23 protein-coding genes are annotated in these 24,981 nt (G+C 39.5%); 9 read left to right on the top strand and 14 right to left on the bottom strand.

What is annotated here, in order from left to right; genetic code table 11:
- The 8 genes from moaB to I6F42_RS03155 all read right to left on the bottom strand — a co-directional run bounded on the left by moaB (position 1) and on the right by I6F42_RS03155 (position 11,142).
- Positions 1-540: a molybdenum cofactor biosynthesis protein B gene (gene moaB, locus I6F42_RS03190; protein WP_024609783.1), complete on the bottom strand. Its 540-nt coding sequence runs from the start codon at positions 538-540 to the stop codon at positions 1-3.
- A complete protein-coding gene (locus tag I6F42_RS03185; RefSeq protein WP_197150872.1) occupies positions 537-1,235 on the bottom strand; it encodes a molybdenum cofactor guanylyltransferase in 699 nt (232 codons plus the stop codon). The genes moaB and I6F42_RS03185 overlap by 4 nt, the downstream gene beginning before the upstream one ends.
- Position 1,236: 1 nt before the next feature.
- Positions 1,237-2,208 carry a GTP 3',8-cyclase MoaA gene (gene moaA / locus I6F42_RS03180; protein WP_197150871.1) on the bottom strand — a complete coding sequence of 324 codons (972 nt, stop codon included), beginning with the start codon at positions 2,206-2,208 and terminating at the stop codon, positions 1,237-1,239.
- A 16-nt stretch (positions 2,209-2,224) separates the two neighbouring features.
- Positions 2,225-4,921 carry a nitrate reductase gene (locus I6F42_RS03175; protein WP_197150870.1) on the bottom strand — a complete coding sequence of 899 codons (2,697 nt, stop codon included), beginning with the start codon at positions 4,919-4,921 and terminating at the stop codon, positions 2,225-2,227.
- A gap of 26 nt (positions 4,922-4,947) precedes the next feature.
- Entirely contained in the window at positions 4,948-6,471 is a 1,524-nt protein-coding gene (locus I6F42_RS03170; RefSeq protein WP_197150869.1) for an FAD-dependent oxidoreductase, read from the bottom strand.
- Between the two features lie 227 nt (positions 6,472-6,698).
- Positions 6,699-7,892: an alginate export family protein gene (locus tag I6F42_RS03165; RefSeq protein WP_197150867.1), complete on the bottom strand. Its 1,194-nt coding sequence runs from the start codon at positions 7,890-7,892 to the stop codon at positions 6,699-6,701.
- A 9-nt stretch (positions 7,893-7,901) separates the two neighbouring features.
- Positions 7,902-9,659 carry a bifunctional protein-serine/threonine kinase/phosphatase gene (locus tag I6F42_RS03160; protein ID WP_197150862.1) on the bottom strand — a complete coding sequence of 586 codons (1,758 nt, stop codon included), beginning with the start codon at positions 9,657-9,659 and terminating at the stop codon, positions 7,902-7,904.
- Between the two features lie 13 nt (positions 9,660-9,672).
- Positions 9,673-11,142 (bottom strand): NarK family nitrate/nitrite MFS transporter, encoded by a 1,470-nt coding sequence (locus tag I6F42_RS03155; RefSeq protein WP_007585259.1) that lies wholly within the window; start codon positions 11,140-11,142, stop codon positions 9,673-9,675.
- A gap of 289 nt (positions 11,143-11,431) precedes the next feature.
- Here I6F42_RS03155 and moeB point away from each other — a divergent pair, with 289 nt between their 5' ends.
- The gene (gene moeB / locus I6F42_RS03150) at positions 11,432-12,190 is read left to right on the top strand and encodes a molybdopterin-synthase adenylyltransferase MoeB (RefSeq protein ID WP_197150861.1); all 759 of its coding nucleotides are present in this window, start codon (positions 11,432-11,434) and stop codon (positions 12,188-12,190) included.
- Here the strand turns inward: moeB and I6F42_RS03145 are convergent, their stop codons facing one another.
- Genes I6F42_RS03145 through modA form a run of 3 tightly spaced genes read right to left on the bottom strand, consistent with a single transcriptional unit; the run spans position 12,191 to position 14,637 of the window.
- Positions 12,191-13,219 carry an ATP-binding cassette domain-containing protein gene (locus tag I6F42_RS03145; RefSeq protein WP_197150859.1) on the bottom strand — a complete coding sequence of 343 codons (1,029 nt, stop codon included), beginning with the start codon at positions 13,217-13,219 and terminating at the stop codon, positions 12,191-12,193. It abuts the gene before it with no gap.
- 1 nt (position 13,220) lies between these two features.
- Positions 13,221-13,898, bottom strand: a complete 678-nt coding sequence (gene modB, locus I6F42_RS03140) for a molybdate ABC transporter permease subunit (RefSeq protein ID WP_002959821.1) — start codon at positions 13,896-13,898, stop codon at positions 13,221-13,223.
- The gene (modA, locus tag I6F42_RS03135; protein WP_197150857.1) at positions 13,885-14,637 is read right to left on the bottom strand and encodes a molybdate ABC transporter substrate-binding protein; all 753 of its coding nucleotides are present in this window, start codon (positions 14,635-14,637) and stop codon (positions 13,885-13,887) included. Before modA ends, modB begins: the two co-directional genes overlap by 14 nt.
- 45 nt (positions 14,638-14,682) lie before the next feature.
- On the opposite strand from modA, the gene glp reads away from it, so the two are divergent.
- Entirely contained in the window at positions 14,683-15,900 is a 1,218-nt protein-coding gene (gene glp, locus I6F42_RS03130; RefSeq protein ID WP_197150856.1) for a gephyrin-like molybdotransferase Glp, read from the top strand.
- 54 nt (positions 15,901-15,954) lie between these two features.
- Here glp and I6F42_RS03125 read toward each other — a convergent pair whose 3' ends face one another.
- On the bottom strand, positions 15,955-16,407 hold the full coding sequence (locus I6F42_RS03125) for a hypothetical protein (protein WP_197150854.1): 453 nt from the start codon (positions 16,405-16,407) through the stop codon (positions 15,955-15,957).
- A 276-nt stretch (positions 16,408-16,683) separates the two neighbouring features.
- Positions 16,684-18,108 (bottom strand): sodium-dependent transporter, encoded by a 1,425-nt coding sequence (locus tag I6F42_RS03120; RefSeq protein ID WP_197150853.1) that lies wholly within the window; start codon positions 18,106-18,108, stop codon positions 16,684-16,686.
- A gap of 189 nt (positions 18,109-18,297) precedes the next feature.
- Here I6F42_RS03120 and I6F42_RS03115 point away from each other — a divergent pair, with 189 nt between their 5' ends.
- The 6 genes from I6F42_RS03115 to I6F42_RS03090 all read left to right on the top strand — a co-directional run bounded on the left by I6F42_RS03115 (position 18,298) and on the right by I6F42_RS03090 (position 22,792).
- Entirely contained in the window at positions 18,298-18,600 is a 303-nt protein-coding gene (locus tag I6F42_RS03115) for a YciI family protein (protein ID WP_010552536.1), read from the top strand.
- 162 nt (positions 18,601-18,762) lie between these two features.
- Positions 18,763-19,020 (top strand): PepSY domain-containing protein, encoded by a 258-nt coding sequence (locus I6F42_RS03110; protein ID WP_002959808.1) that lies wholly within the window; start codon positions 18,763-18,765, stop codon positions 19,018-19,020.
- A 3-nt stretch (positions 19,021-19,023) separates the two neighbouring features.
- Positions 19,024-19,698 (top strand): response regulator transcription factor, encoded by a 675-nt coding sequence (locus I6F42_RS03105; RefSeq protein ID WP_007375447.1) that lies wholly within the window; start codon positions 19,024-19,026, stop codon positions 19,696-19,698.
- On the top strand, positions 19,692-21,029 hold the full coding sequence (locus I6F42_RS03100; protein WP_197150852.1) for an ATP-binding protein: 1,338 nt from the start codon (positions 19,692-19,694) through the stop codon (positions 21,027-21,029). Before I6F42_RS03105 ends, I6F42_RS03100 begins: the two co-directional genes overlap by 7 nt.
- Entirely contained in the window at positions 21,016-21,426 is a 411-nt protein-coding gene (locus tag I6F42_RS03095; protein WP_197150851.1) for a hypothetical protein, read from the top strand. The genes I6F42_RS03100 and I6F42_RS03095 overlap by 14 nt, the downstream gene beginning before the upstream one ends.
- A gap of 286 nt (positions 21,427-21,712) precedes the next feature.
- Positions 21,713-22,792, top strand: coding sequence for an FAD-dependent oxidoreductase (locus I6F42_RS03090; RefSeq protein WP_197150850.1), 1,080 nt, complete (start codon positions 21,713-21,715; stop codon positions 22,790-22,792).
- Positions 22,793-22,861: 69 nt separating this feature from the next.
- Here I6F42_RS03090 and I6F42_RS03085 read toward each other — a convergent pair whose 3' ends face one another.
- Entirely contained in the window at positions 22,862-23,899 is a 1,038-nt protein-coding gene (locus tag I6F42_RS03085; RefSeq protein ID WP_007585280.1) for an AI-2E family transporter, read from the bottom strand.
- Positions 23,900-24,069: 170 nt separating this feature from the next.
- Between I6F42_RS03085 and I6F42_RS03080 the strand changes: the two genes are divergently transcribed.
- Positions 24,070-24,960: a TIGR01777 family oxidoreductase gene (locus tag I6F42_RS03080; protein WP_197150843.1), complete on the top strand. Its 891-nt coding sequence runs from the start codon at positions 24,070-24,072 to the stop codon at positions 24,958-24,960.
- Positions 24,961-24,981: the final 21 nt, after the last annotated feature.

Raw genomic sequence — 24,981 nt, 5'->3', positions numbered from 1 at the left:
CTATTGCTCACGCGATTCACACTTTTTACCAATGGTAATGTGCGGTGCAAAGTTACACGGTTTATGCATTGAGTTAAGTTGATCTTTTATAATGCCTGTCCACGCTGTTTTACATGCGCCTGTAGAGCCTGGCATACAAAAAATAACGGTGTTGTTAGCAAGTCCTGCCAGTGCACGTGATTGAATAGTTGAGTTACCAATTTCACCATACGATATATGTCTAAATAGCTCACCAAAGCCGTCTACGCTTTTATCAAACAGCGGCGCAAATGCCTCAGGTGTTGAATCGCGTTCGGTAAATCCTGTACCACCAGTCACTAAAATAGCGTGAATGGTGTCGTCGGCTATCCACTGCGATGCAATAGCGCGCATTTGGTAAACATCATCTTTTACAATTTCTTTATCTGCTAAGTGATGACCCGCCTCAGTTAGCGCTTTAATTAAGTAATGACCAGAAGTATCGGTAATCGCATCGCGCGTGTCGCTTACTGTAAGTACGGCAATGTTTAAAGGTATTTGTGTATCGCTTGTGTGGCTCATAATGTTCTTCTCAATAGGTTAATGCTTAGGTCAAAATGCTCATTTACAGCTTTAAATTGCGCCGGTGTATTGGTGTTTATTAATGCATGCGCTTTATTACATAAAAGCGTTTGCACACCAATGCTTTGGGTAAACTGTTTTATTGATTTATGACTGTTTGCGTTTGTGAGTATGTGTTTTAAATGATTTTTTACACTGCTTGTATTACGAATATACAGCGGTAGTGGTTCATTTTCAAAGTGCCAAGCATGTATTTGTGACTGATTTAATTGATTGCTCACACTTTGTACGTTATTTGTCTGAGAAGCCAGCACTATTGTGCTTAACAAACTACTTGTAAGCAGTGGCATATCTACCGCAGTAATAAGTAAGTCGTGCTCGGTGGCTATTAATGTTGAGTAAATTCCGCCAAGGGGTCCACTATTTGGGTGTATATCTTTAACGTACTTTTCTGAGGGATAATCGCTCGGTGAATAATTGTTCAATGACTTGACTGGATTTGTAACGTTGCGGCTTACCAATATGTTTTTAGCGCCTACCTCTTTTAATAAATCACACGCATTGTGCAATAGCGTTTTATTTTTTAAAACTAAATCGGCTTTGTCTGTGCCCATTCTTGATGACTTACCACCAGCAAGCACAACGCCTGTAAAATCTCGCTTAGCTTTTATATTAGATTTTATATTAGCTCCCATGTTAGCCACCTAACATAGCTAAGTGAGTTGTCGCACCTGTTAAGCGTTTATCTAGCTCATGGCTTATTTCTTTATTGCCCATAGCAGCTCGAATTGCCTTTACGGTCGCTGCAGTATCATCCTCGTTGAGTAGTTCACGTAAATCTATACCTTGCTCGGCAAACAAGCATAAGTGTAATTTACCCAGCGCCGACACTCTTAAGCGATTACAGCTTTTACAAAAATCTTTACTGTACGGCATTATTAAACCAATACGACCATCGTAATCAGGATGACAAAATTCCTCAGCGGGTCCGTTTAGTTTCCCCCTAACTACTTGTAACCAACCTTGGTCGAGTAATTGGGCTTTAACCGTTTGCCCACTTAAGTGGTTTTCTTCAAAAAAGGTGGCGCCGTCACCTGTTTCCATTAATTCTATAAAGCGTACCGTAACTTTGTGGTGCTTTACCCACGCTAAAAAATCCTTCAACTGGTTTTTATTAAACTGCTTGGCAAGCACTGCATTTATTTTTATGTCTTTTATGCCCAGCTCTACCGCGCGCTCAATCCCTTTTAAAATAAGGTTAAGTTTGTCGTGCCCTGTTATGAGTTTAAACATACTCGGATTTAAACTATCAATGCTGACATTAAGCGCATCAAGCCCTGCTTCAGCAAATTCATCAATTTTATTTAATAAATTAAACCCGTTGGTAGTAATAGCTACTTTTTCTATGCCTGGCGTATTTTTACAGAGCTTTATAATATCGGTTACGTCGTTTCGTAAGCATGGTTCGCCACCTGTAATGCGCACTTTTTTAGTACCTAGCTCTGCAAACGCATTTACCAGCGTGCTAATTTCGTTTTTATTTAAAAAATTACGCGGCGCATCGCACTGATACCCGTTTGGTAAACAATAACTACAACTAAAATTACATACATCGGTTATTGAGAGACGCAAATAGTTAAACTGCCGACCAAATTGATCATTAAGCATATGCTTCCTTTTTTCTTTACATTACAACCGCAACATCAATGCTGCTAGAACCTGCTTTGTAATGTTGTTTTATTAATTGGCTTAATTGTGTTTTACACGAACCGCAGTTCGTCCCACATTTAAGTTCAGACCCCAATTGCTCGACTGTGTTTGCACCGTTTTTAATGGCGTTTATAATTGGCTGCTCTCTTACTTTAAAGCAGCTACACACTTGTGCACCTTGGGTAAATTCTTCATCGGGGGTTGCATAAAGCAAAGACTGTAACTGTCTAAAGGTCAGTAATGGCTCTGCAAATAAATGGTTTATCCACTCAAGTGACATTTCTTTTTGCTCATTAGAAATAACACCAACAAACGCTAATTGATCGTTTTGAATACACTGCACATGCATGGCTTTTGCCGTATTCATAGCCGACCACTGCCCTTGTAAACCGGTTAAGGTTTGGCAGTAATACAGTAAATCACTTTGTGGTTCATTAAGTGCCAATTGGTAATTAAAGCAATTACTTGCATTAACTTTGAGCCAAAAATCACTATTTATAACAAGTTCGTTTTTAGCAAACAGCTGCATATATTGCCCAAAGGGTGCTTTAACTATATTAACAGCGCCGTGTTTGCATTCAGCCTGACCAGATAGAGGGTCAACTACCGATTGATACAACCCACTTACTGTTGCTGATGACGCAAATTGCTTATTCCAATGAATAGGCATAAAGCATTCACCTTTTCGCACGGCATCGGTTACTTTTGCATGCGCGGTAACCTGCCCTGTTTGGGCAATCGCACTTATTAAATCGTTTTGTTTAATTGCTAATTTACTGGCATCAAGCGGATTAATTTCAATATACGGGCGTGTAATATGCGATGAAAGCGCAGTGCTTTTACCTGTGCGGCTCATGGTATGCCATTGGTCGCGTATACGCCCTGAGTTCATTACAAACGGGTAATCACTTGATGTTTGTTGCACAGGTAATTGCGGCGTTATAGGTATAAAACGCGCTTTTTTATCAGCGGTGCTAAATTGGTTATCTGTAAAAACCTGACCATTTTTATGAGGCTGATTTTTAACAACAGGCCACATAATGGGTTTTAAGTTATCGTACTGGCTTTTTGTGAGCCCAACTAAACCAGAGAGGTTTAATAATCGGCTGCCGTTATTTTCAAAGTCGGTTAATTGTGCCCATTCTTCAAAAATGCCACTTGGGTCTGTAAAGTCAAACCCTTCAAAGCCCATTTTTTTAGCAACTTCGCACATAATTTGCCAATCGTTTTTAGCTCCTGAATAAGGCGCTACTAACGGGCGCTGCCTTGATATTCTGCGCTCTGAGTTAGTTACTGTGCCGTTTTTTTCACCCCATCCGGTTGATGGAAAAGCAACATCGGCAAATTTTAACGTATCACTTTTTGCAATACAGTCAGATACAACCACCAGCTCACAGGTCTCTAATGCTTTTTTAATAGCGGCGTTATTGGGCAAGCTCACCATTGGGTTTGTTGCCATTATCCACACTGCTTTTATTTTGCCTGCGGCTATTTCATCAAACATATCAATGGCATTGCTGCCTGCTTTGTTAGCCACAGTTGGCGAGAGCCAAAAACGTTGCACAAGTGATTGATGCGCTTCGTTTTCAATATCTAAATGCGCCGCTAACTGATTAGCCAAACCACCTACTTCGCGCCCGCCCATCGCATTGGGTTGCCCAGTAATCGAAAACGGACCGTTGCCTGGTTTAAGTAATTTACCTGAGGCTAAATGCGCATTAATAATAGCGTTGCATTTATCTACACCCGAACTTGATTGATTTATACCCATTGAGTAAAAGCTAATCGCACTTGGGCTGTTAGCAAATAGCGCGTAAAACTCAGTTACTTGCTCAATTGCTATATCGCAAAAATCGCTAACTGCCTCACAACTCCATTTTGTTGCCTCTTGCAGTGCGCTTTCAAAGCCGTTTGTGTGCTGATCAATAAATTGCGTATCGAGGTGGTTATGCTCATGTAAATAATTAAGTAAACCGTTATAAAGTGCGGCGTCACTGCCTGGTTTTATATTTAAAAATGTGTCGGCAAGCTCAGCGGTGTCAGTTTTACGCGGATCAATAACCACTACTTTCATATTTGGGTTAAGCTGCTTTGCACGCTCCATTCGCTGATACAAAACCGGATGAGTCCACGCTGCATTTGAGCCAATTAATATAAGTAACTCAGTTTGCTCTAAATCTTCGTAGGTACACGGCACTACGTCTTCACCAAAAGCGCGTTTATAACCTGCCACAGCAGACGACATACACAGGCGTGAATTAGTATCAATATTACCTGAGCCTATGTAGCCTTTCATTAATTTATTTGCGATGTAGTAATCTTCAGTAAGTAACTGCCCCGATACATAAAAAGCCACAGCATCGGGTCCGTGCTTTTGTATTATGTCGTTAAATTTATTGGCGACATGGTCAGTTGCTTCATCCCACGTAACGGATTGGTTATTAATAAGAGGCGACGTTAAGCGATTATCACTGCCTGTTGTGTCAAGCAAATGCGTGCCTTTTACACATAAACGACCAAAGTTTGCGGGATGCTCTCGCATGCCTTCAAGCTTGGTTGGCACATTATTAAAAAGTGAAATATCAACACCACACCCTACACCACAGTAAGCACATGTTGTTTGTTTTAAACTCGTTTTATTTATAGTTGGTGACGTGTTTGCGGTTGCCATACTGCTCTCTTTTAGTGTGCTTTAATTTATGCGGGCTGTTTTACAGGCTCATTAAGAGTAACTACGTTAATAGTGTTACTTGCTTTAGCGAGTGCGCTGTTTATTACGTTTTGAACGAGCTTTTCACAACCTCCACAGCCGGTACTGGCTTTGGTGCTTTGCTGCACACTTGCTAGGTCTATAAAGCCTTTAGCGACTGTTTGTTCAATGGTGTGTTTAGTTACTTTATGACAAGCGCAAATAATGGCGTCATCAGGCAAGTCGTCGGCGCTTAGTTCTGCTATGTCGCCAGCAAGGGGCATAATGAGCGCTTCGGGCGCAGTGGTAAGTTCAATGTCGTTTAAATGATATTGCAGTAAATTATCGTAATCGCTGGTATCGCCAACAAGTACTGCGCCAATCAGCTTATTACTTTGTGAATTAGTGACTACTTTTTTATAAATGCCATTGGGTTGGTCTTCAAAGTAATAGCTTATTGCGCCTTCGCTGCGTGCATGCGCATCGCCAATAGAGCCCACTTCAACACCCATTAATTTAAGCTTAGTGCTCATATCGGCACCGCTAAATTCATCGGCTTTATTGTCTAAACCAGTACTTTGCAAAGTACCTTGCTGCGTATCTTGTAAAATATGCCCAACTGCTATTTTAGCCATAGCGTAACCGGGTGCCACTAAGCCAAAAATAAAGTTATTCCACAGTGCACATTCGCCAATAGCGTATATGTTTTTGTCGCTCGTTTGGCAGTGGTTATTAATTACAATACCTCCGCGCTCGCCTAACTCTAAATTAAACTCGCGGGCTAAATTATCATAAGGGCGAATACCTGCTGAGAATACAATCATATCGGTTTCAAGGGTTTTGCCGCCTTTAAAACACATTTTGTAACGGCAACTTTCACCTTCTACTATTTCCTCAGTCGCCACTGACGTATGTACCGTAACGCCCAAATCTGTAATTTTGTTTTTTAGTAGCCGACCGCCACCCGCATCAACTTGTACGCCCATAAGTTGCGGTGCAAATTCTATTACGTGAGTCTGTAAACCCAGTTGCTTTAATGCGTTTGCAGCCTCAAGACCCAGTAAACCGCCACCAATTACCACGCCTACTTTGCTGCCGTGGGCTGAGTTTTTTATTGCATGTAAATCGTTAATGGTGCGATAAACAAGGCAATGCTCACGATCTTTACCCGGTATAGGCGGTACAAATGGAAATGAACCTGTAGCAAGCACAAGCTTGTCGTATTCAAACGACTCCCCTTTAGCGGTCGTTACAGTTTGCGTATCACGATTTATGTCAACCACTTTAGAATGAGTATGAAAGCGAACTTGCCAATCGTCATAGGTTTTATTGCATGTAAGTGCGAGGTCGTCTGCGGTTTTGCCTTTAAAAAAAGAGGATAGTTGTACGCGGTCATACGCTAAACGGTCTTCACCGCTAAGTACCGTAATTTCAAATTGCTCATCAGCCTGATTTTGAGAAACCAGCTGCTGCACAAAATGGTGCCCCACCATTCCGTTTCCTACTACTACAACACGCTGCTTACTTGGCATTTACTCACCTTAAAATGATATCTACTTTAGTAATTGACTAAAATTGAAATCGAATGATTTGTTATAGGTTTGTTATAGCAATATGTAAGCCAAATATATAAGCACTTAAAATCAGTAGGTTGCCTACATTGGTGCAGAGGTAAAAAGCATAAAGCTCAACAAGATGGTGCAATTGCACCATCTTGTGTCGCTATAAATTACAAGTGAATATTAGAAGATAAAGAGGATTAAAATTTAGCGCTCATCCATACCCACAATTTTTGAGTGTCGACTTTACTAGCAGCAGTATCGCCCGCTGAGTAATCAGCGTATTTAACACCCACTGCGTATTGTTTATTAATAGGTTTAACGTATTGTACGTTTAGTTCACTGCCTAAATCGTCAACCCCATTTGATTGCTCATTAGCATCAAAACTGTGATAAGCCACCAGCCATTTTCCGTCAAACGCTTTACCGTTTAAGCTTATGTAAGTGTCGTCCAAGCCTTGTGCGGGTGTATTTAAAAACGTATCTGCCCAACCATTAAATTTATGTAACGTGGCAAGCGGTGTTTCAAACCCGTAATCGCCATTATCAGAGCCAAGTGACTCTATGCCAACTTTTAATGTTACTGTTTTTATACCCAAACCATTTAAATCAACAGCGCCTTCAAGTGCATAGTAATCGGCATCAAAATCACTCACGCTTGTTGACGCAGACTGCGTTGCATACTCCGCTTTGTAATAAAATTTTATGTCGTTTAGGGTTTTATTACCGTTAAAAGAGACGCCATAAGTGTCTAAACTGTCGTCTTGTAGTGCATCGTCACTTAATAAGTAACTGTATAAAACCACTTTACCGTAGTCTGTTTTAAAGCTTGCATTAATTAGATGATCGGACGATTTAATATCTTTATCGTCAGCAAATATGCGGTTACGCTTATTTAAATAACTGTACTGTAAATCTATGTTATTAAATGCGTAATTAATGGTTGCTGCATCAAAGGTTTGCCTATCTTGGCGCCAACCTACGTGCCCAACAAAACGCTGCCCATCAAGGGCTATTACTTGGCGTCCTACTTTTAGCGATAGACCATCGCGGGCATATTTAACAAAACCTTGGTCTATCTCAGTGCTTTCTGGGTCTGCAATAACAGAGTAATTAGTGTTTTTCCCCACCGTATTGTTGTAATCATCTACGCCCAATAGGCTGCGAGTGTCTTCTACTTCAATAACGGCTGAAAAACCATTAACCTCGTCTGTTTGATGCGTTAAGCGGGTTCTAAGTGTTAAGCCGCTTGCATCTTTTAAGGCATTTTCTTGATCAACGCTTTCAAAACGCAGTCTAAAATCAAGATCAGTTTGCGAAGCTTGGCTTATTGAAGGCGCAGTGAAGCAACCCAGTATAAAAATAATAGGTAAGTTGTTCTTATAGTTAAGCATTTTGGTTCTCTAAGTTTTAATTATTAATACACATACCAAAGCAATAAATAAACACAGCGAAATACATTTCCACACCATAACTGGATCGCGTTTCATTATTGAGCTTTTATTAGCGGTACTTTCTAAATAAGGATTAGGTTTGTTGATATCGTTTATAAACTCAGAAAAAGCTTGGTATCTGAGCTCTGGTTTAGGGGCAAGCGCTTTCATAAGGGCTTGATCTAACCAAAACGGAATATCGGCTCTGTATTTACGAATACTTGTGTAGTGCCAATGGCTGTAATCTTTTGGCGCTACGTGGTTAAGTGGCAGTGGTTTGTAAGGTAATTTTGAGCACAATAACTCGTATGCAATAACGCCAAGTGAAAACAAATCACTTTTAAAATCGGCGTGCATAGTAATAAGTGTTTCGGGTGCAGTGTAGTCGGCAGTGCCTTGCGGGCAATCATCCGCAATTTGTTTAACCGACTCGTCCATAGCTGCAACACTTACTGTGCCGTAATCTATTAGCGTTACTTTTCCGTGCGCATCTATCATTACATTATCGAGTTTTAAATCGCGATGTACCATATCGAGTCGTTGAAACGCCCTTAGTGCATGTACTATTTGTTCAATAATACTGCGCACTTGGGTTATTTCTGGGTGCGGCACATCGTGCTTCCAATCACTGAGTGTTTGCCCGTCCATGTACTCACAAATATGATACAAAAAACGACTCTGCGATTGCGTACTTAGTACTTTCATCACGTTTAAATGGTTTATGCGTTGCCCTACCCAACCTTCTCTTATAAAGCCTTGAAGGTAGTGCACATCGTCTTCAAAATTAACCGAAGGTGCTTTTAAAACCACTGGCGGTATATCGGGCGCTTGTTGCACTAAATAAATATGCGAGCGACTACTGGCATGCAATTTACGGATAACCGTGTAGTCATCAATTTTTTGTCCAACATTAAGCGCAGGTGGAATTTTTCGTCGTGTTAGCGAATGATAAAGCTCATCTAACTTTTGCTCGGCAATATTTTCTACTTTTACAAGCAAACAACTTACGTTGTCGTCACTGCCTCGTGCTAATGCAAGCTCGGTAATTGCTTTAGCTGCATTTTCTAAATTAGTGTGATCTAAATTAACGTGTTCATTAATTAGTCTAGCTATATCGCTGTTTGGGAGCACATCGTGTACGCCATCGCAGGTTAATATATAAATATCGTCTGCTTTAAGGTCAACTTCGTAAACATCTATTTCTTGATGAAGTTGTGCGCCAAGTGCACGCGTTAGCGTATCGTTTACTTTATGATCCCGTGTTATCGCTTCTATTTTATTTCCTCGCAAGCGGGTAATACGCGTATCACCTAAGTGAAATATATAACCCGTTGCCGACTTTAAAATAAGTGCTGTAAAAGTGGTCATCCAATCGGCTTGGCGTTGACCAAGGTGATTGTAATTAACTGATTGCGAATAAAGCCACTGATTTAAACTCGCTAATACCTTCGACACTGACTTTTTAACAGCCCAACTTTCGGGGGTATTTAAATACTCATTTATAAAATGAGTAACCGAAAGTTGAGACGCTTGTTTAGCATTTTTTGCTGATGAACACCCATCGGCTAAACAGGCAATAACGCCTTTAGACTCTTTTTCTTGCGCTTTGGTATTAAGAGCTGCAAACGCATCTTGGTTTTCTGCTTTTAACCCTTTAGCACTGTGCCCGCCAAATGAAACGTTGAGTTCATTTTTTAGCGCTTTAGCGTGGAGTGTTTCATCAAACATGGTCAATAATGCCTTAAGTCACTGAAATAAGTTCAACGGTGCCGTCTTCATTTACTTCGGTAATGTGTCCGTCTGGTTCTTTCATAAAAAACAGTGCGCCCAAGCCAAGTAATGCACTACCCGCAATAATGAAAAAGAAGGTTTGATAATCAACAAGTGACAATGCCGTTAAGTAAACTACTGCACCAACATTACCGTATGCGCCTGTCATACCTGCAATTTGCCCTGTTAAACGACGCTTAATTAGCGGTACTGCGGCAAATACAGCGCCTTCACCTGCTTGCACAAAGAACGAACATGCCATAGCAGCTACTACAGCAAGCCATAAAGGCCACGATGCATCAACCAAGCCCATTACAAAATAACCAACAGCAAGACCCATCGTAAGTACAATAAGTGTTATACGACGACCTAATTTATCTGAAATCCAACCGCCACCAGGGCGAGATGCTAAGTTCATGAATGCGTAAGCAGAGGCTAAAATACCGGCATACACCATATCAAGCGCAAACACATCCATAAAAAACAGCGGCAACATAGAGACAACCGCAAGCTCAGAACCAAAAGTTGTAAAATATAAAATATTTAAAACAGCCACTTGCTTAAACTCATAACGATGCGACTCAGGTACAGGCTCTTTAAAAATATGACCATTTACGTCAAAGGTTTTATACACTTCGTAAATATAAAGTAGGACTAAAAAAGCATACACGGCAAGTACAAAATTAGCCGAAATTAAGTTAGCACCGGTTGGCGAAAGCTTCCAAGTAAGTAATGCTAATGCGCCGTACATAGGGATTTTCATAATAAGCAGTAATACAAAGTCGCCTTTACTGGTAACTTCCATTGCGCCTACTTTTTTAGGTTTAAAGTATGTACCGCCTTTTGGCGTATCGGTTACATTTAAATACCAAATAACACCAAATATAACGCTTAATACACCGGTTAAACCCACTGCATAACGCCAGCCATCTTCGCCGCCAAACATTAGTGCAATAATTGGCAATAACATAGCCGCTGCTGCTGAACCAAAGTTACCCCAACCGCCATAAATACCTTCCGCTATACCCAACTCATTAGCAGGAAACCATTCACTCACCATACGAATGCCCACAACAAAGCCAGCACCAATAAAGCCTAAAGCAAAACGCGCTATTGCGGCTTGCTCAAATGTGGTTGCCATAGCAAACATAAAACATGGAATACTACAGCTAATAAGTAGCGCCGCATAAACAATACGGGGACCAAATTTATCGGTTAGCATACCCACCACAACACGCGCTGGAATAGTTAACGCTACATTTAAAATTAGTAATGTTTTAACTTGTGCCATGGTGATCCCAAGTGAACCCGCTATGGCACCTAATAAAGGAGCATGGTTAAACCATACAAAAAATGACACAAAAAAGACCATCCAACTTAGATGCAATACTTTCATTTTTCCGCTAAACGATATTAGGTTAAACCCTGAACTCGGTTGCATGTTTATTTTCCTCGTAAACGTATTATTGTTTTATTAATGCCCCACCCTTTTATATGAGTAGCAGCCCAATGTTTGTTAAATTTAAGTTAACCCGATATAGCAATTACTGAGCCACTAATTAAAAACCATAAATTTCATATAGTTACATGCAACAGTTGTTTTTATACGTTATAGTTGCACTATATGAGTGAAGGGCTCTGGGTTGTTAGAGTGCAAATAAAAAGCGTTACTACTTGCTCTTGGATTTAACAACTTGGTATTGTTCAAAAAAAGTATGAGAAGTTTGAAAATGCAAAAAACACCGCTAACTTACCAGCAGCAACTGCGCTATTCTCGGCACATTATGCTGCCGCAGCTTGATATAGACGGACAAGAGCGACTATGGCAATCGCATGCTTTAATTATTGGTGTGGGTGGGCTTGGGTGTGCGGTAGGTCAATACTTAGCGGCATCTGGCGTTGGGACCCTTACCTTAGTTGATAACGATGAAATAGACGTGACCAACCTGCAAAGGCAAATACTGTATAAAGAAAGTGATATTGGTAGTTCAAAATGCAGTGCTGCTAAAAAACAGCTTAACGCGCTTAATAGTGAAATAGACATAAACACTATTGAGGCATTTTTTGATGCAAGTACCTCCACAGAACAGCTATTTAATAACATTGATATAGTAATTGATTGCTCAGATAACCTCGCAACGCGTAATGCACTTAATAGCGCCTGTTTTAAAGCTAAAGTTCCGCTAGTGTCAGGCTCTGCAATACGTATGGAAGGACAAGTCGCGTGTTTTACTATGGATGAAAACAGCCACTGTTATGGCTGTTTATCACAATTTTTTAGTGAACAAACACAAAGCTGCTCTGAATCCGGCGTACTTTCCCCAATTGTGGGGCTAATAGGCAGTATTCAGGCTACTGAAGCGCTAAAAATGCTTGCTGGTTTACCCAGCGGCTTAAGCGAACACTTATTGCTGGTGGATGGTTTAAGCATGGAGTTTAATCGTTTTAAAATAGCTAAAAACAGTCAATGTGCGGTGTGCAGCATTTAGTTATTCTAGATTACTGATTGTTGTATAAAGCACATCGCCCACTTTAAAGTCGTTTTTGTCCCACACTCGTCTTGAAGCCAAGCAATACAATGTTTGCCCATCTACATTAAGCGTTAGCTGCCACTTATTATTAATAAGCTCAGCCTGAGTTAATATCGACTTTAAAATATTACTGTGCGTTGTTTGCTCAGGCTTTAACGCACTAAACGACATTTGCTCACTTTCTATAATTAGCTTATTACTGCTATCTATAAGTGCAGGAAGCACAAAAAGCGGTTGCTCACTTTGCTGTAATTGCAGTTGATATAGCCCGTAGTCTTCATCAAATTTAACCACATCGTAATTAATTAAGCTCAGCGGTGTTTGCCTATCGTTTGCATAAATAGCCTTTGCAACGTGTGCACTTGCACCTTGGTTTATCACCTTCCCTTTATCAAGCTGAATAAGGGTATCGCAGCAAAATAGCAGCTCTTTTAATGAGTGACTTACTATTATAAATTTAATATTAAACTTAACTGCAAACTCGCTAAGTTTAGTGAGCGTTTTAAAACGCAATGACCAATCAAGCGCACTAAAAGGCTCATCAAGCATTATAAATTTTTGACCTGCTAACAGCGTACGCGCAAATACTACACGTTGGCGTTCGCCGCCCGATAAGCTTTGTACATCACGGTTTAGTAAGTCTTGTAATTCAAGTGTTTTAACAACGTATTCTAGCGTTAAGCTTGTTTGCTTATTCCCGCAGTGTTTTTGTGTAAACGCTAAATTACCTACCACATCTAAATGAGGAAACAACGGGCACGATTGCAACTGAAGCGTTATACCGCGTTTATCGCTTGGCAGCTCATGCACTGGTTGATTGTTTACATAAACACTTTTTGCAGGCTCTAAACCACTAATACAACGCAGTAATGTTGACTTACCCGAGCCAGAAGGCCCGTAAACACCGAGTACATTAAACGACTCAAGATCAAGGTTTATATCTAAATCAAAATTATTGAGTGCTTTAAAAAGGCTTAACTTAATCATGTTATTGCTTAACCCCTACAATGCTTTTATTAAACTTAAATAACAGCACTAAACAGGCAAACGAAATAGCCAGTAAAATAAGTGAAAGCTGATGCGCTGCCGTATAATTTAACGATTCAACATGGTCATAAAGCGCAATAGACACCACCTGTGTTTGCCCCTGAATATTACCGCCAATCATTAATACCAAACCAAACTCACCCAATGTATGCGCAAAGCCTAAAGCAAACGCGCTACCAATACTGGGTTTTAAAAGTGGAATAATTAAATGCACAAAGCGTTTAAATGGGCTTAACCCAAGCGCAATCGCAGCTTCGTTATAGGTTTGATTAATATGTTTAAACCCAGCCACAAGAGGCTGCATTACAAAAGGCAGCGAATAAAAAAGCGAGCCAATAACAACGCCCTGAAAACTAAACGCAAGCTGTGTACCCGTTAGCCAAAACCAAAACTGCCCAAAAGCGTGATCAGGCGAAAATAAAACAAGTAAGTAAAACCCTAACAACGTAGGCGGCAGCACTAAAGGCATTGCAATTAATGCCTCTAAAAATGGTTTAAATTTACCGTTATAGCCAGCGAGCTTGTAAGCCAGTGGAATACAAAATACAAGAAGGAGTACTGCGGTTATAAAGGCAAGTTTTATAGTTAACCACAGCGCGGTTAAATCACTTTGAAGCATTGTTGTCCTTTATTCTGTAACCTAATTCAATTAACTGCTGCTGCGTAGCCTCTGCCATTAAAAATTGCATAAGCTGCTGAGCGCTAGCACGCTTTTTAGTCGAGCTAATAATAACGCCTTGTTGAATTATATCGGGATATTGATTTGTAGGCAGCACGGTGTAATCTAAATATTTTTGATCTTGCGTGTTACTGTAAGCCGCCTTTAGTGATGAAACAGCCACCAGCCCTACTCCTACATTACCACTTTCAACAAACTGAAACGCATGCGTAATATTATTCCCGTACACATAATTTACTGGCTTTTTAAAATGGTTATTAGCGTAGTGCTCTGAGGCACGCCCGTATGGTGAAAAACGCGGATTAGCAATAGCTACTTTATCATTTACTTTTTCAGCTTTTGGTTGCCACAAAGCAAGTTCGCCTAACGCGTAAGTGATTAAACTGCTTTGCTCCGCATAACCTTCTTTAATAAGTGATTGCGGTCGAAAATCGTCAGCCGATAAAAACACATCAAATGGCGCGCCATGCACTATTTGCGAATATAAAACACCGCTAGAAGCGGCTGATATTTTCACGTCAACATTAGGTAATGGGGATTTTTTTAGTAGGGTTTGCAATACAGTTTTAAAATTACTCGCTACGGCTACTTGCAGCGTTTCTTTTGCGTTTACGCTGCACGAAAGCATGCATGCTATAAGCAAAAAATAACCCAACCATGTATTGTAAAGCTTTGACATTATAAGTATTGTTTCAAAATAAAATGATTTAAGTAAGCAATATATATGAACGATGTTTGCAATGCACCCGGTTTATTACCAATTGAAACTGCAATACAAAATATACTTGGCTCAATAACGCCTGTTAAAGACGTTGAAACCATCACTATAATGCAAAGTGTTGATCGCGTTTTAGCAAGCGATGTTAAATCAACTATAAACGTACCCGCTCATAACAACTCTGCAATGGATGGCTATGCGCTGTGTATTTCAGATAAAAGCTTAACTTATACACAAGTAGGTAGCGTGTTTGCGGGTCAAGTTTTTGAAGGAACGCTTACCCCTGGGCAATGCGTAAGAATAATGACCGGAGCCGCCATTGCACCAGGCGCTAACGGCGTTGTAATGCAAGAAAACGCCTCGGTAGATGGCGATAAAATTACGTTCACCGCGCAACCAGAACTAAATGAAAACGTGCGTTTTGCTGGCGAAGATATTGCAATAGACGATGTTATTTTAAAAGCAGGCGATAAATTAAAAGCCGTTGATGTGGGATTACTTGCATCTTTAGGGATTGCCAATATAGACGTGGTAAGAACCTTAAAAATAGCCGTGCTTTCTACTGGCGATGAGCTAATTGAACCTGGTCAGCCTCTTAAGCAAGGCGCTATTTTTGAAAGCAACCGCGCTGTTATTATTAGTGCGCTGCAACAAAAAAATATAGACGTGATTGATTTAGGAATTATTCCTGATGACAAAGAACTCATTACTAATGCATTTTTGAAAGCGAACGAACTTGCCGATGCCGTAATAAGCTCAGGCGGTGTATCGGTTGGTGAAGCCGACTTTACTAAAGAAGTGCTCAACGAAATTGGCGAAATTCACTTTTGGAAAATAGCCATGAAACCAGGCAAACCTTTTGCCTTTGGTAAACTAAGTAACAGTTACTTTTTTGGCTTGCCAGGTAACCCTGTGTCGGCTGCTGTTACGTTTAATCAGTTAGTAGAGCCGGCACTGCAAAAGCTGTCGGGTCTTGGTGAAGTAAACCCTAAAATGCGTTTTAACGCTGTTACTACATCCGTTATTAAAAAGCGCCCTGGCAGAGCTGACTTTCAGCGAGGTACTGCAACAACTAACGAGCAAGGTGACTTGGTGGTTGCCCCGTTTAATAAACAGGGCTCGGGTGTACTTTCGTCGCTTAGTAAAGCTAACTGCTTAATTGTAGTGCCAGCACAAAGCGGCAATATCGAAAAAGGCGCAACAGTAAGTATTGAGTTGCTATAAAGCCTAAAATGCTACAGCTAACTGTATAATTTAGCTGTAGCGCTGCTGCAAACCTTAAAATATTCTTATATTTAATGTTTGAATTAAACAATTTAACTTTTCGCTACGTCCTACAAACTCTTCTTTACTCAATTTATTAACACACTTTAGCGCATTTTTAGTCGCAAAGTATCTATCATAACTTAGGCTTCTTTCGCATTTAACACTATACGTTGAGGGCCAAGAGCCACCAGCACCTGTTGCTACTCCAACAACATTACATGTAGCATCTATATACTGCTCCCATGCTTTTATTTGTGCTTTAACTGCATCTACTTGGTAATCGTCATTTAGTTGTGGGTAGATTTCATCCATCATTTTACTGATTTTAGTTTTGTATCTATTGCCCTCTAAATTATAAGTATTGCCGGTGTGCATTGCACCGCCTTCTGGCCAACCATCAGCGCTTTGTGCAAATGCGCCAAATGATGAAATAGCAAAAGCAAACCCAATAATAATTTTATTCATTTTAAATCTCTTTAATACCAATCTGCTTATATATGGGGTCTATTTAACGTTAAGAAAATTACGCTAGAACTAGGCAAAAACTTTTGTATCTAGTTGTTCTAAATAAAAAATTTTTAACGACGTTATAGTGCAATTTAATTCGTTAAATTGATCAAAGATTTATGCAGGTTGGTATAATAGTTAGACCAGATACCTGTAAAAAAACGCCTATAAAAAATGCCGCTGAGCTTAGCTGAGCGGCATTTTATTATTCAATAAGCTTTTAAAGAGGTCTATTTAAAAACCAAATATTTTTAAATCAAAAAACTTAGTCGCCACTGTATTTATAAATATCACAGCTAGAATGACAGGAATAAACGTTGAAAGTGAAAAGTTAACGTACTTTTCCATCAAGCTTCCCGCATAATTAGGCGAACCTAAGCTTAGCTCTTGTGTTAAGCGTATTTTTTTCCAGCGGTACATTACAAACAAACACACCATTAAGCCATTAAGCGGTAAAATTGTGTCGTAAAATACATCAACAATAATATCAAAAAAGCTCTTATTAACGCCGCCATAACTGGTGAACGAAGTAAGACTGTCAATCATACCAAACGACATTGTACATAAAATAGTAAGTACACCGGTTGAAAGTGTAAGGATGCCCAATGCTTTTTTACGGCTAATACCTTTACGGTCACTTAGTGTTGCTGTCGGTACTTCTACTATTGAAACAAGTGAAGTAATCGCTGCAAAAAATACTAATAAAAAGAATGAGAACGCAACAATAGATGCACCTACATAACCAATATCATTTTGCAGTGCTAATAATATTTTAGGTAGGTATACAAAAATCATTGATACAGACGAGTCAGAAAGTGCTGATGGGTCTGTGTTTGGATCAAAGCTAAATATAGCGGGCAACACCATTAGGCCCGCTACAAACGCAACGAGTGAGTCTGTAATAGCGACCATTTTAGCGCTACTTACAATGTCATCCTTTTTAGAAATGTACGACGCGTAAGTCATTAATATACCCATACCCAGCGATAGCGAGAAAAACGCTTGGCTTAATGCGCCATTAAGTACACTTGCACTCATCTTAGAAAAGTCAGGAATAATGTAGTATTTAACACCGGCCATTGCGTTATCAAGCGTTAATACATAAGTAACTAAGGCAAGTAGCATGAAAAGTAAGGCTGGCATTAAAAATTTAGCGGCTTTTTCTATGCCTTGTTTAACACCCCCTAATAAAATTAAGTTAACAATAATAACCACAACGGCCATATAACCAAACACAGTGTAACTATTAATAAAAACACCAAAGTGGCCAGGATCTGCAAGTAAATCTAAATTACCGAGGCCTGTTTGCGTTAAGTAACCAAAAATCCAAACCGTAATTACCATATAAAACACAGCAATCATAAATGGTGTAAGCACCGCTAAAAAACCTGCTAGCTTCCATTTTTTATCGTTATTAGATAATAGCTTGTACGAACCAAGTGGATCTTTTTGAGCGTTACGACCCATTGCCATTTCAGCCATCATGACTGGTAAACAAATGAATACGACAAATAAGGCGTAAATTAATAAGAATGCGCCACCACCATTTTTGGTAGCAGAAACCGGAAAACCAACTAAATTACCAATACCAACAGCCGAACCTGCCGCTGCCATTATGAATCCGAGACGGGAACTAAATCGTTCTCTATTTTCGCTCATGCATAAAACCTTTTTATTATTTTGTATATTTCAGCGACTCTACCAGTGTTACACAGATATTTTCAAGCAATTACAGCTTAAAAATAAAATCGAAGTGTAAACCTGTGTAAATACGCTTTTAATTCACCAATTTTCAACGCTGTGGTAGTATTGCGTTAATCAAATTTAACAATTTTTATGAGATTCCTTATGTTGTACATGATTCACTCAACAGACGTTGAAAACAGCTTAGAGCTTAGAAAAGCAGCACGCCCGGCACATTTAGCACGCCTTAGTGAGCTTGATTCACAAAACCGTTTATTAACTGCGGGTCCGTTTCCGGCAGTCGATAGTGAAGATCCTCAAGAAGCAGGTTTTACCGGTTCATTAGTTGTTGCTGAGTTTGAGTCAATAGAAGCAGCTCGAGAGTGGGCAGCAGCTGACCCTTACGTTGCCGCTGGCATCTATGAAAATACAATTGTTAAACCTTTCAAAAAAGTGTTCCCTGCTTAAAAGTGTATTAAACCCTAAGAGCGTGTGTTGCACTGTAATTCAGGGTTTGTTCACAAGATTTTAATTAAAATTACTGAGATAAAAGCGAATTTAGCGTTTTTACTTGAATTTTAGTAACTTAGTTAATTAAACTAAGTGGGTCTGGTCTAGGAGTTTTCCATTATGCGCGTATTATTAAGCCTCGGTTTTATTGCTTGTGTTAGCTTAGCTAACTTTGCTCAAGCAGCGACGGCCACCCAAGCATCTCATGCTGAGGTGGACAAAAAGAAAGCCGTAATACTTGCAAAGAAAACAATAGGCGGTAAGACCTTAAAAATTACCGAAAAAACAGATTTTTATACCGTACGAATACTCAAATCTGACGGCCACGTCGTTGATTTACATATAAATAAAAAAACCGGCGAAGTGAAAAAGGATTAACAAATGCGAATTTTAGTTATTGAAGACGATTTACATTTAGCAGATAACCTACGTAATGCTTTAGAAAAAGAACGTTACAGCGTGGATTTATGTCACGATGGTGAAGCAGGTCTTTTCCACATTACAGAATACCCGCTTGATATGGCCGTAGTTGATTTAGGTTTACCTAAAATAGACGGTATTGAGCTAATCAATAAAGCGCGAGCACAAGGCATTACTATCCCTATTTTAATATTGACAGCGCGCGATCGCTGGCAGGATAAAGTAGAAGGTTTAGATGCAGGTGCAGATGACTACCTTACAAAACCATTTCATGTTGAAGAACTTATTGCACGTTGTAATGCATTAATTCGTCGCAGTGCTGGTAAAGCAAATCCAGAAATGACTGCGGGTCCAATTAAAATTCATACACGTTCACAACAAGTATGGGTTGATGATAAAGAACTTAGCCTTACAGCTTACGAATATAAAGTACTTGAATACTTAATGGTAAATCCGCAAAAAGTAATTTCTAAATCAGAACTTACTGAGCATATTTACGACCAAGACTTCGACCTTGATTCAAACGTAATTGAAGTATTTGTACTACGTTTGCGTAAAAAGCTTGATCCAGAAGGCGTACTAAACCCAGTAGAAACACTACGTGGGCGTGGTTACAGGCTTAAAAGCCAGTGGTAATACCGCAAATATCGTTAAAAATAAGGCAAGGATTTATCCTTGTCTTTGTTTTATTAGTCGCACTCCCTATCTTATTTTATTCAATTGGCAAAGCGTATTACGCTTCACTAGTTGATGCGACAGAAAAAACCCTCGAGGCACAGCTCTACTCGCTAATATCTGAAGTCGACTTTACTGAGCATGGTATTATTATGCCCAGCACTATTTTAGCGCCTGAGTTAAACAGATTAAATTCAGATACCTACGCAATGATTTACCGCGATGATGACCCTGTTTGGAACTCAGAATCGGCTGTAAATTTAAACTATGTACCAGAGCAAATAGAGACCAAAGCCGGTGCCGCCGACTTCAGGCGCGTGGAGTATAATAATACCGCGTACTGGCAACTTAGCCTGACTGTAATTTTAAACAACATAGATCAATCAGAACAAGCTCGCTTTATATTAGTCAAACGTAACGACGCTCTACTTCGTATAATGGATGGCTTTAAGCAAACCCTTGTAGATTGGATGTTTATCATGGGGATTGCAATTGCAGGCCTAATGGCGATTGGTTTCATTTGGAGCGCTCGCCCACTCCAACGACTCGATAAAGAAATAAAAGCGATTGAATCGGGTGATATTCAAGAAATTAAAGGCCTCTACCCTGTAGAGCTGCAAACAATAAAAGCAGACCTAAACTTGCTACTTGAGTCGCAACAGCGCCAAAAAGAGCGCTACAGAGCCTCATTAAGCGACCTTGCTCATGCACTTAAAACACCGCTTGCAGTACTAAAATCAAGTCCATTGGCAAACGATGCCGATGCACAAGAACAACTCGACCGAATTAATGTGATGATCGAGCACCAATTAAAGCGTGCTGCAACCGGTGCATCAGACACGTGGAAAAAGCAAACCCCTATTAAGCCAGTACTTGATTCAATACTCAGTGCTATGGCAAAAGTATACCGTGATAAAGATATTATTTTTAACTGCACTGTAACTGAAAAAGATTACTTTTTAGGTGACCAAACAGATTTAATGGAATTACTCGGTAACTTGATTGATAACGCCTGTAAAGCGTGTCGCTCGCAAGTAGAAATACAAGTAATCCAAAGTAAAACTCTGTGTATTGGAATTAGCGATGATGGCCCTGGTGTGCCAGAGGATAAACGTGAATCTTTACTTACACGTGGTACTCGCCTCGATACATACGAAAGCGGACACGGCGTAGGCATGGCGATTGTATCTGATTTAGTTAAGTCGTATAACGGGACGCTTACCATTACCGATGCTGATAACTTAGCCGGCGCTCAATTTATTTTAGAGTTTAATTACAATGACAAAAAGTAACTATTTATTAAAACTAACTGCCATTGTGCTATTAGCTACAAACCAGTACAGCTTTGCAAATGAAGCATGTACTTTAGCCGCTAAAGCAACAACCGATGAAGCTAAGCGGTATATTCAATGCCTAGATAGCCAGATTGATAAAGCAAAGCAAGCACAAGGCAGTTGGATACAAAAGCGCAAATATGAGCTAACTAAATCACAAGAAAGCACAGGTAATACGCAAGTACTGCCGTTATTTATGCGCAGCATTAAAAATAACGAAAAGTACCTTGAGAGCGCCTGCCAATGGCGTTACTTAATAAAACTTCCTAATGCGACAACAGCGGCCATTAGCTATAAACTCTGTGAAATAGAGCTTATAAATCAATTTACAGAATCACTAAAACACCCATTTTAACGTAACTTAAGCACACTAAACTAGTTATACCAACCTGCATAAATCTTTGATCAATTTAACGAATTAAATTGCACTATAACGTCGTTAAAAATTTTTTATTTAGAACAACTAGATACAAAAATTTTTGCCTAGATCTAGCGTAATTTTCTTAACGTTAAATAGACCTCGTATATAAGCAGATTGGTATTACGTTTCACTACTCGTTCCCTTTAGCCTACTTGACAATTTATTCATATCAAAACAAACTACCTACTAGTAGATTGCTAAATAGCTAATAGGTAAACAAATGACTAAACCAGTAATAATTATAGGTGGCGGACTGGCCGGCTTATACAGTGCGTATAAATTACAACTGCTTAATATTGAGTACTTATTACTGGAAGCTAAATCGCAATTAGGCGGCCGAATTTTTGCTGCGCAATCACCAATAAATAACGATGTTAGTTTTGATTTGGGTCCTACGTGGATATTTCCTCACCAACCAAAAATCCAAGCTTTAGTAAAGTCACTCCACTTAAGTATATTTGAGCAATACAACAAAGGTGATGTGTTATATCAAGCCCCTAACGCCAAGCAGCCTCAACAAATTGCAGGTGCTGGAGATATGCAACTATTTAGACTCAAACACGGCATGAATACCTTAATAACTGCCTTATACGAGCAACTTAATCCTGATTCAGTGTTATTAGAACACAATGTCACTGAGCTTAAAAAAGGTGATAATAACTGGCAAATTACGGTTAATCACTTAGGTAATATAAAGCACCTTACTACTGAAAAACTAATTTCAGCTATTCCTGCTCGTATGGTTACAACACACTTAACACCTGAACTATGGGCTACTCAAACGCTCATAAACCGCCTTAGTAGTGTACCTACATGGATGGCAGGACAAGCCAAATTTATAGCTACTTTTGAACATGCATTTTGGCGTGATAAAAACTTATCAGGACAATGCTTTAGTCGCGTAGGCCCAATGGTCGAAATTCACGATGCCAGTGCTGAAGATGGCAATTACGCCGCATTATTTGGCTTTATAGGTGTGCCCTACTTATCACGAAACCAAGTAACTAAAGAGCAATTAATTCAAGCCTGTGCCCAACAGCTTAGCTATTTTTATGGTAAAGATGCTGAAAAGGCAACGGGGTATTTTATTAAAGACTGGGCAGACGATAAGTTTGTAGCTAATAGAGACGATCAAACTCAACCTTCGCAGCACCCAGAATTTGATTTTTCAGGCTTAGATGAGCAATTAAATAACTTGAACATTCGTTTTGTAGCGAGTGAGTTTGCAAAACAAGAAGCAGGATATTTAGAAGGCGCAATAAACGCGGTGGATGACGCTATTAAATTGTTTGTTAATTAATAGCCCTGTATTTACTGATAACTTAACCATCAAGGGCTTTAATTTTACAGCCCTTGATAGTTATAGATGTTAGTTATTTTTAGCAACGTCTTCGCCACTGCCTAGTAGAGTGGCAACCCACTTACCTTCTGCACTGGCTTCTAAGCCTATTTTCACAATCATCGTTAATGGCACAGATAAAAGCATACCCACAGTACCTAATAACCAGCCCCAAAATATTAATGATAAAAATACCACTAGCGTTGAAAGACCCAGCCCTTTGCCCAAAAACTTAGGCTCTACAATATTGCCCATTACCGTATTTATTGTTAAATAACCTGCAGCAACCAATCCCGCAATTAACGGACCTTGAGTAATAAGCGCAAGTAATACAGCCGGTACAGCCGCAATAATTGACCCAATATTAGGAATGTAATTGAACATAAATGCCAATACCCCCCACAGCACAAAGTAGTCAACGTCTAAAATCCATAAGTAAAACGCAGCAATAATACCCGTACCTAAACTTACTAGTGTTTTAATTGCCAGATATGAATTAATAGACTCTAAAAAGCGGTCAATTTGCTTCATTTTGCTATCGGGATCTTCAAGTGCCATATGTATTTTTTTGCTCAGCATTGGCCCTTCAAACAACATAAAAACAACGGTTAAAATAATTAAAAACATGTTTGCCATTACGCCACCTAAACCGGTGAGCATATTAGTGGCTACATCAACCATTTTACCTGGGTCGAACATATTGATTAACTGTTCTTTATTAATCAGTATGTTGTATTGAGATGCTAAATCTACAAGCCATACAAATTCTTCTTTGAGTTGTGTTTTATACTCAGGAAGTTGCTGCGAAAAATCGTTTATTGATTGCCCTACAAGCCCGCCAAGGCTTACACCTAAGCCAACTATAATAAGCACTACCAACATAACAGCAATGCCTTTAGGAATTCGGTAGCGCGCAAAAAACTTGATAAGCGGATTACAAATAATGGCAATAAACGCCGCCAAAATAAACGGAATAATAATTACACTTGCCGCTTTTATCCCCGCGAGTACGACCACTAAGGAAGCAAAAACTATTAAGCTTTTATTTACTCCAGTTAAACTTGCCAATTTATTAATCCTTTTATTAATGATATGGCTTTAGTGTAAGGCAAAAGGTAATTAAATGAAATAATTACGAAGTGATCATAAAAGCCTGTTTTACGTATAAATTTGCAAAGCTGTTTGCTAGCGAGTATGTTTTTTAATCACTTGCTACTATTTTATTGTAAGGATTAATAATGCATATATTTGTTACTGGCGCGACGGGATTAATTGGTAAGCACTTATGCCCTTTTTTACTTCATCATAATACTGTTACTGTGCTTAGCCGAAATCCGACTAAAGCAAACGTATTATTGGGCCATAAAGTTAAAGCCGTAAGCAATGTCAATGCAGTAGATTTTAACACTGTTGATATTGTTATTAATTTAGCTGGCGAACCTATTGTAAATAAACGCTGGAGCGACAAACAAAAGCAAATAATACGCGACAGCCGTATTGGTGTTACACAACAAATTAGTGAAGCTATTAAAGCTTGTAGCACTGCCCCGCATACTTATATATCTGGAAGCGCCGTTGGGTTTTATGGTCGACAAAATAGTAACCCTATTGATGAAACTTTTGAAAACCCACACGACGAATTTAGCCACCAGCTTTGTAAAGACTGGGAAAATGCAGCGCTACTCGCGCAATCAGAACACACCAGAGTGTGCCTTTTGCGCACGGGTATTGTTTTAGCTAAAAAAGGTGGAGCATTAAGTAAAATGCTCCCTGCCTTTAAATTGTGTTTAGGCGGCCCAATTGGTAATGGCGAGCAAGGAATGTCGTGGATACACATCGACGATATGATTCAGCTAATACTTTTTATTATTAAGCATCCAGAAATATCTGGCCCAGTTAACGCAACTGCGCCAAATCCTGTAAGCAACGCTCAATTTAGTAAAAGCTTAGGCGAGGCGTTATCGCGACCTGCATTTATCCCTATGCCAACCGTAGTGCTTAAATTATTAATGGGTGAAATGTCAGACTTACTAACAACGGGACAATTTGTAGTCCCTAAAAAGGCACTCGTTCATAATTATAGTTTTCATCATCCTGATATTAAATCAGCTTTAGCGAGTTTGGTTTAGCGGGCGTTAATAATTCTTGAG

The sequence above is a fragment of the Pseudoalteromonas sp. SWYJZ12 genome (assembly GCF_015864395.1).
In the GTDB taxonomy this organism is placed as follows: Bacteria; Pseudomonadota; Gammaproteobacteria; order Enterobacterales; family Alteromonadaceae; genus Pseudoalteromonas; species Pseudoalteromonas arctica.
The sequence above is the reverse complement of the archived record's forward strand: the minus strand, read 5'-3'. Positions and strand labels throughout refer to the sequence as shown.

Coding starts and splice junctions, on each gene's coding strand:
- moaB (WP_024609783.1), bottom strand. CDS start 540: ATGAGCCACACAAGCGATACACAAATACCTTTAAACATTGCCGTACTT.
- I6F42_RS03185 (WP_197150872.1), bottom strand. CDS start 1,235: ATGGGAGCTAATATAAAATCTAATATAAAAGCTAAGCGAGATTTTACA.
- moaA (WP_197150871.1), bottom strand. CDS start 2,208: ATGCTTAATGATCAATTTGGTCGGCAGTTTAACTATTTGCGTCTCTCA.
- I6F42_RS03175 (WP_197150870.1), bottom strand. CDS start 4,921: ATGGCAACCGCAAACACGTCACCAACTATAAATAAAACGAGTTTAAAA.
- I6F42_RS03170 (WP_197150869.1), bottom strand. CDS start 6,471: ATGCCAAGTAAGCAGCGTGTTGTAGTAGTAGGAAACGGAATGGTGGGG.
- I6F42_RS03165 (WP_197150867.1), bottom strand. CDS start 7,892: ATGCTTAACTATAAGAACAACTTACCTATTATTTTTATACTGGGTTGC.
- I6F42_RS03160 (WP_197150862.1), bottom strand. CDS start 9,659: ATGTTTGATGAAACACTCCACGCTAAAGCGCTAAAAAATGAACTCAAC.
- I6F42_RS03155 (WP_007585259.1), bottom strand. CDS start 11,142: ATGCAACCGAGTTCAGGGTTTAACCTAATATCGTTTAGCGGAAAAATG.
- moeB (WP_197150861.1), top strand. CDS start 11,432: ATGCAAAAAACACCGCTAACTTACCAGCAGCAACTGCGCTATTCTCGG.
- I6F42_RS03145 (WP_197150859.1), bottom strand. CDS start 13,219: ATGATTAAGTTAAGCCTTTTTAAAGCACTCAATAATTTTGATTTAGAT.
- modB (WP_002959821.1), bottom strand. CDS start 13,898: ATGCTTCAAAGTGATTTAACCGCGCTGTGGTTAACTATAAAACTTGCC.
- modA (WP_197150857.1), bottom strand. CDS start 14,637: ATGTCAAAGCTTTACAATACATGGTTGGGTTATTTTTTGCTTATAGCA.
- glp (WP_197150856.1), top strand. CDS start 14,683: ATGAACGATGTTTGCAATGCACCCGGTTTATTACCAATTGAAACTGCA.
- I6F42_RS03125 (WP_197150854.1), bottom strand. CDS start 16,407: ATGAATAAAATTATTATTGGGTTTGCTTTTGCTATTTCATCATTTGGC.
- I6F42_RS03120 (WP_197150853.1), bottom strand. CDS start 18,108: ATGAGCGAAAATAGAGAACGATTTAGTTCCCGTCTCGGATTCATAATG.
- I6F42_RS03115 (WP_010552536.1), top strand. CDS start 18,298: ATGTTGTACATGATTCACTCAACAGACGTTGAAAACAGCTTAGAGCTT.
- I6F42_RS03110 (WP_002959808.1), top strand. CDS start 18,763: ATGCGCGTATTATTAAGCCTCGGTTTTATTGCTTGTGTTAGCTTAGCT.
- I6F42_RS03105 (WP_007375447.1), top strand. CDS start 19,024: ATGCGAATTTTAGTTATTGAAGACGATTTACATTTAGCAGATAACCTA.
- I6F42_RS03095 (WP_197150851.1), top strand. CDS start 21,016: ATGACAAAAAGTAACTATTTATTAAAACTAACTGCCATTGTGCTATTA.
- I6F42_RS03090 (WP_197150850.1), top strand. CDS start 21,713: ATGACTAAACCAGTAATAATTATAGGTGGCGGACTGGCCGGCTTATAC.
- I6F42_RS03080 (WP_197150843.1), top strand. CDS start 24,070: ATGCATATATTTGTTACTGGCGCGACGGGATTAATTGGTAAGCACTTA.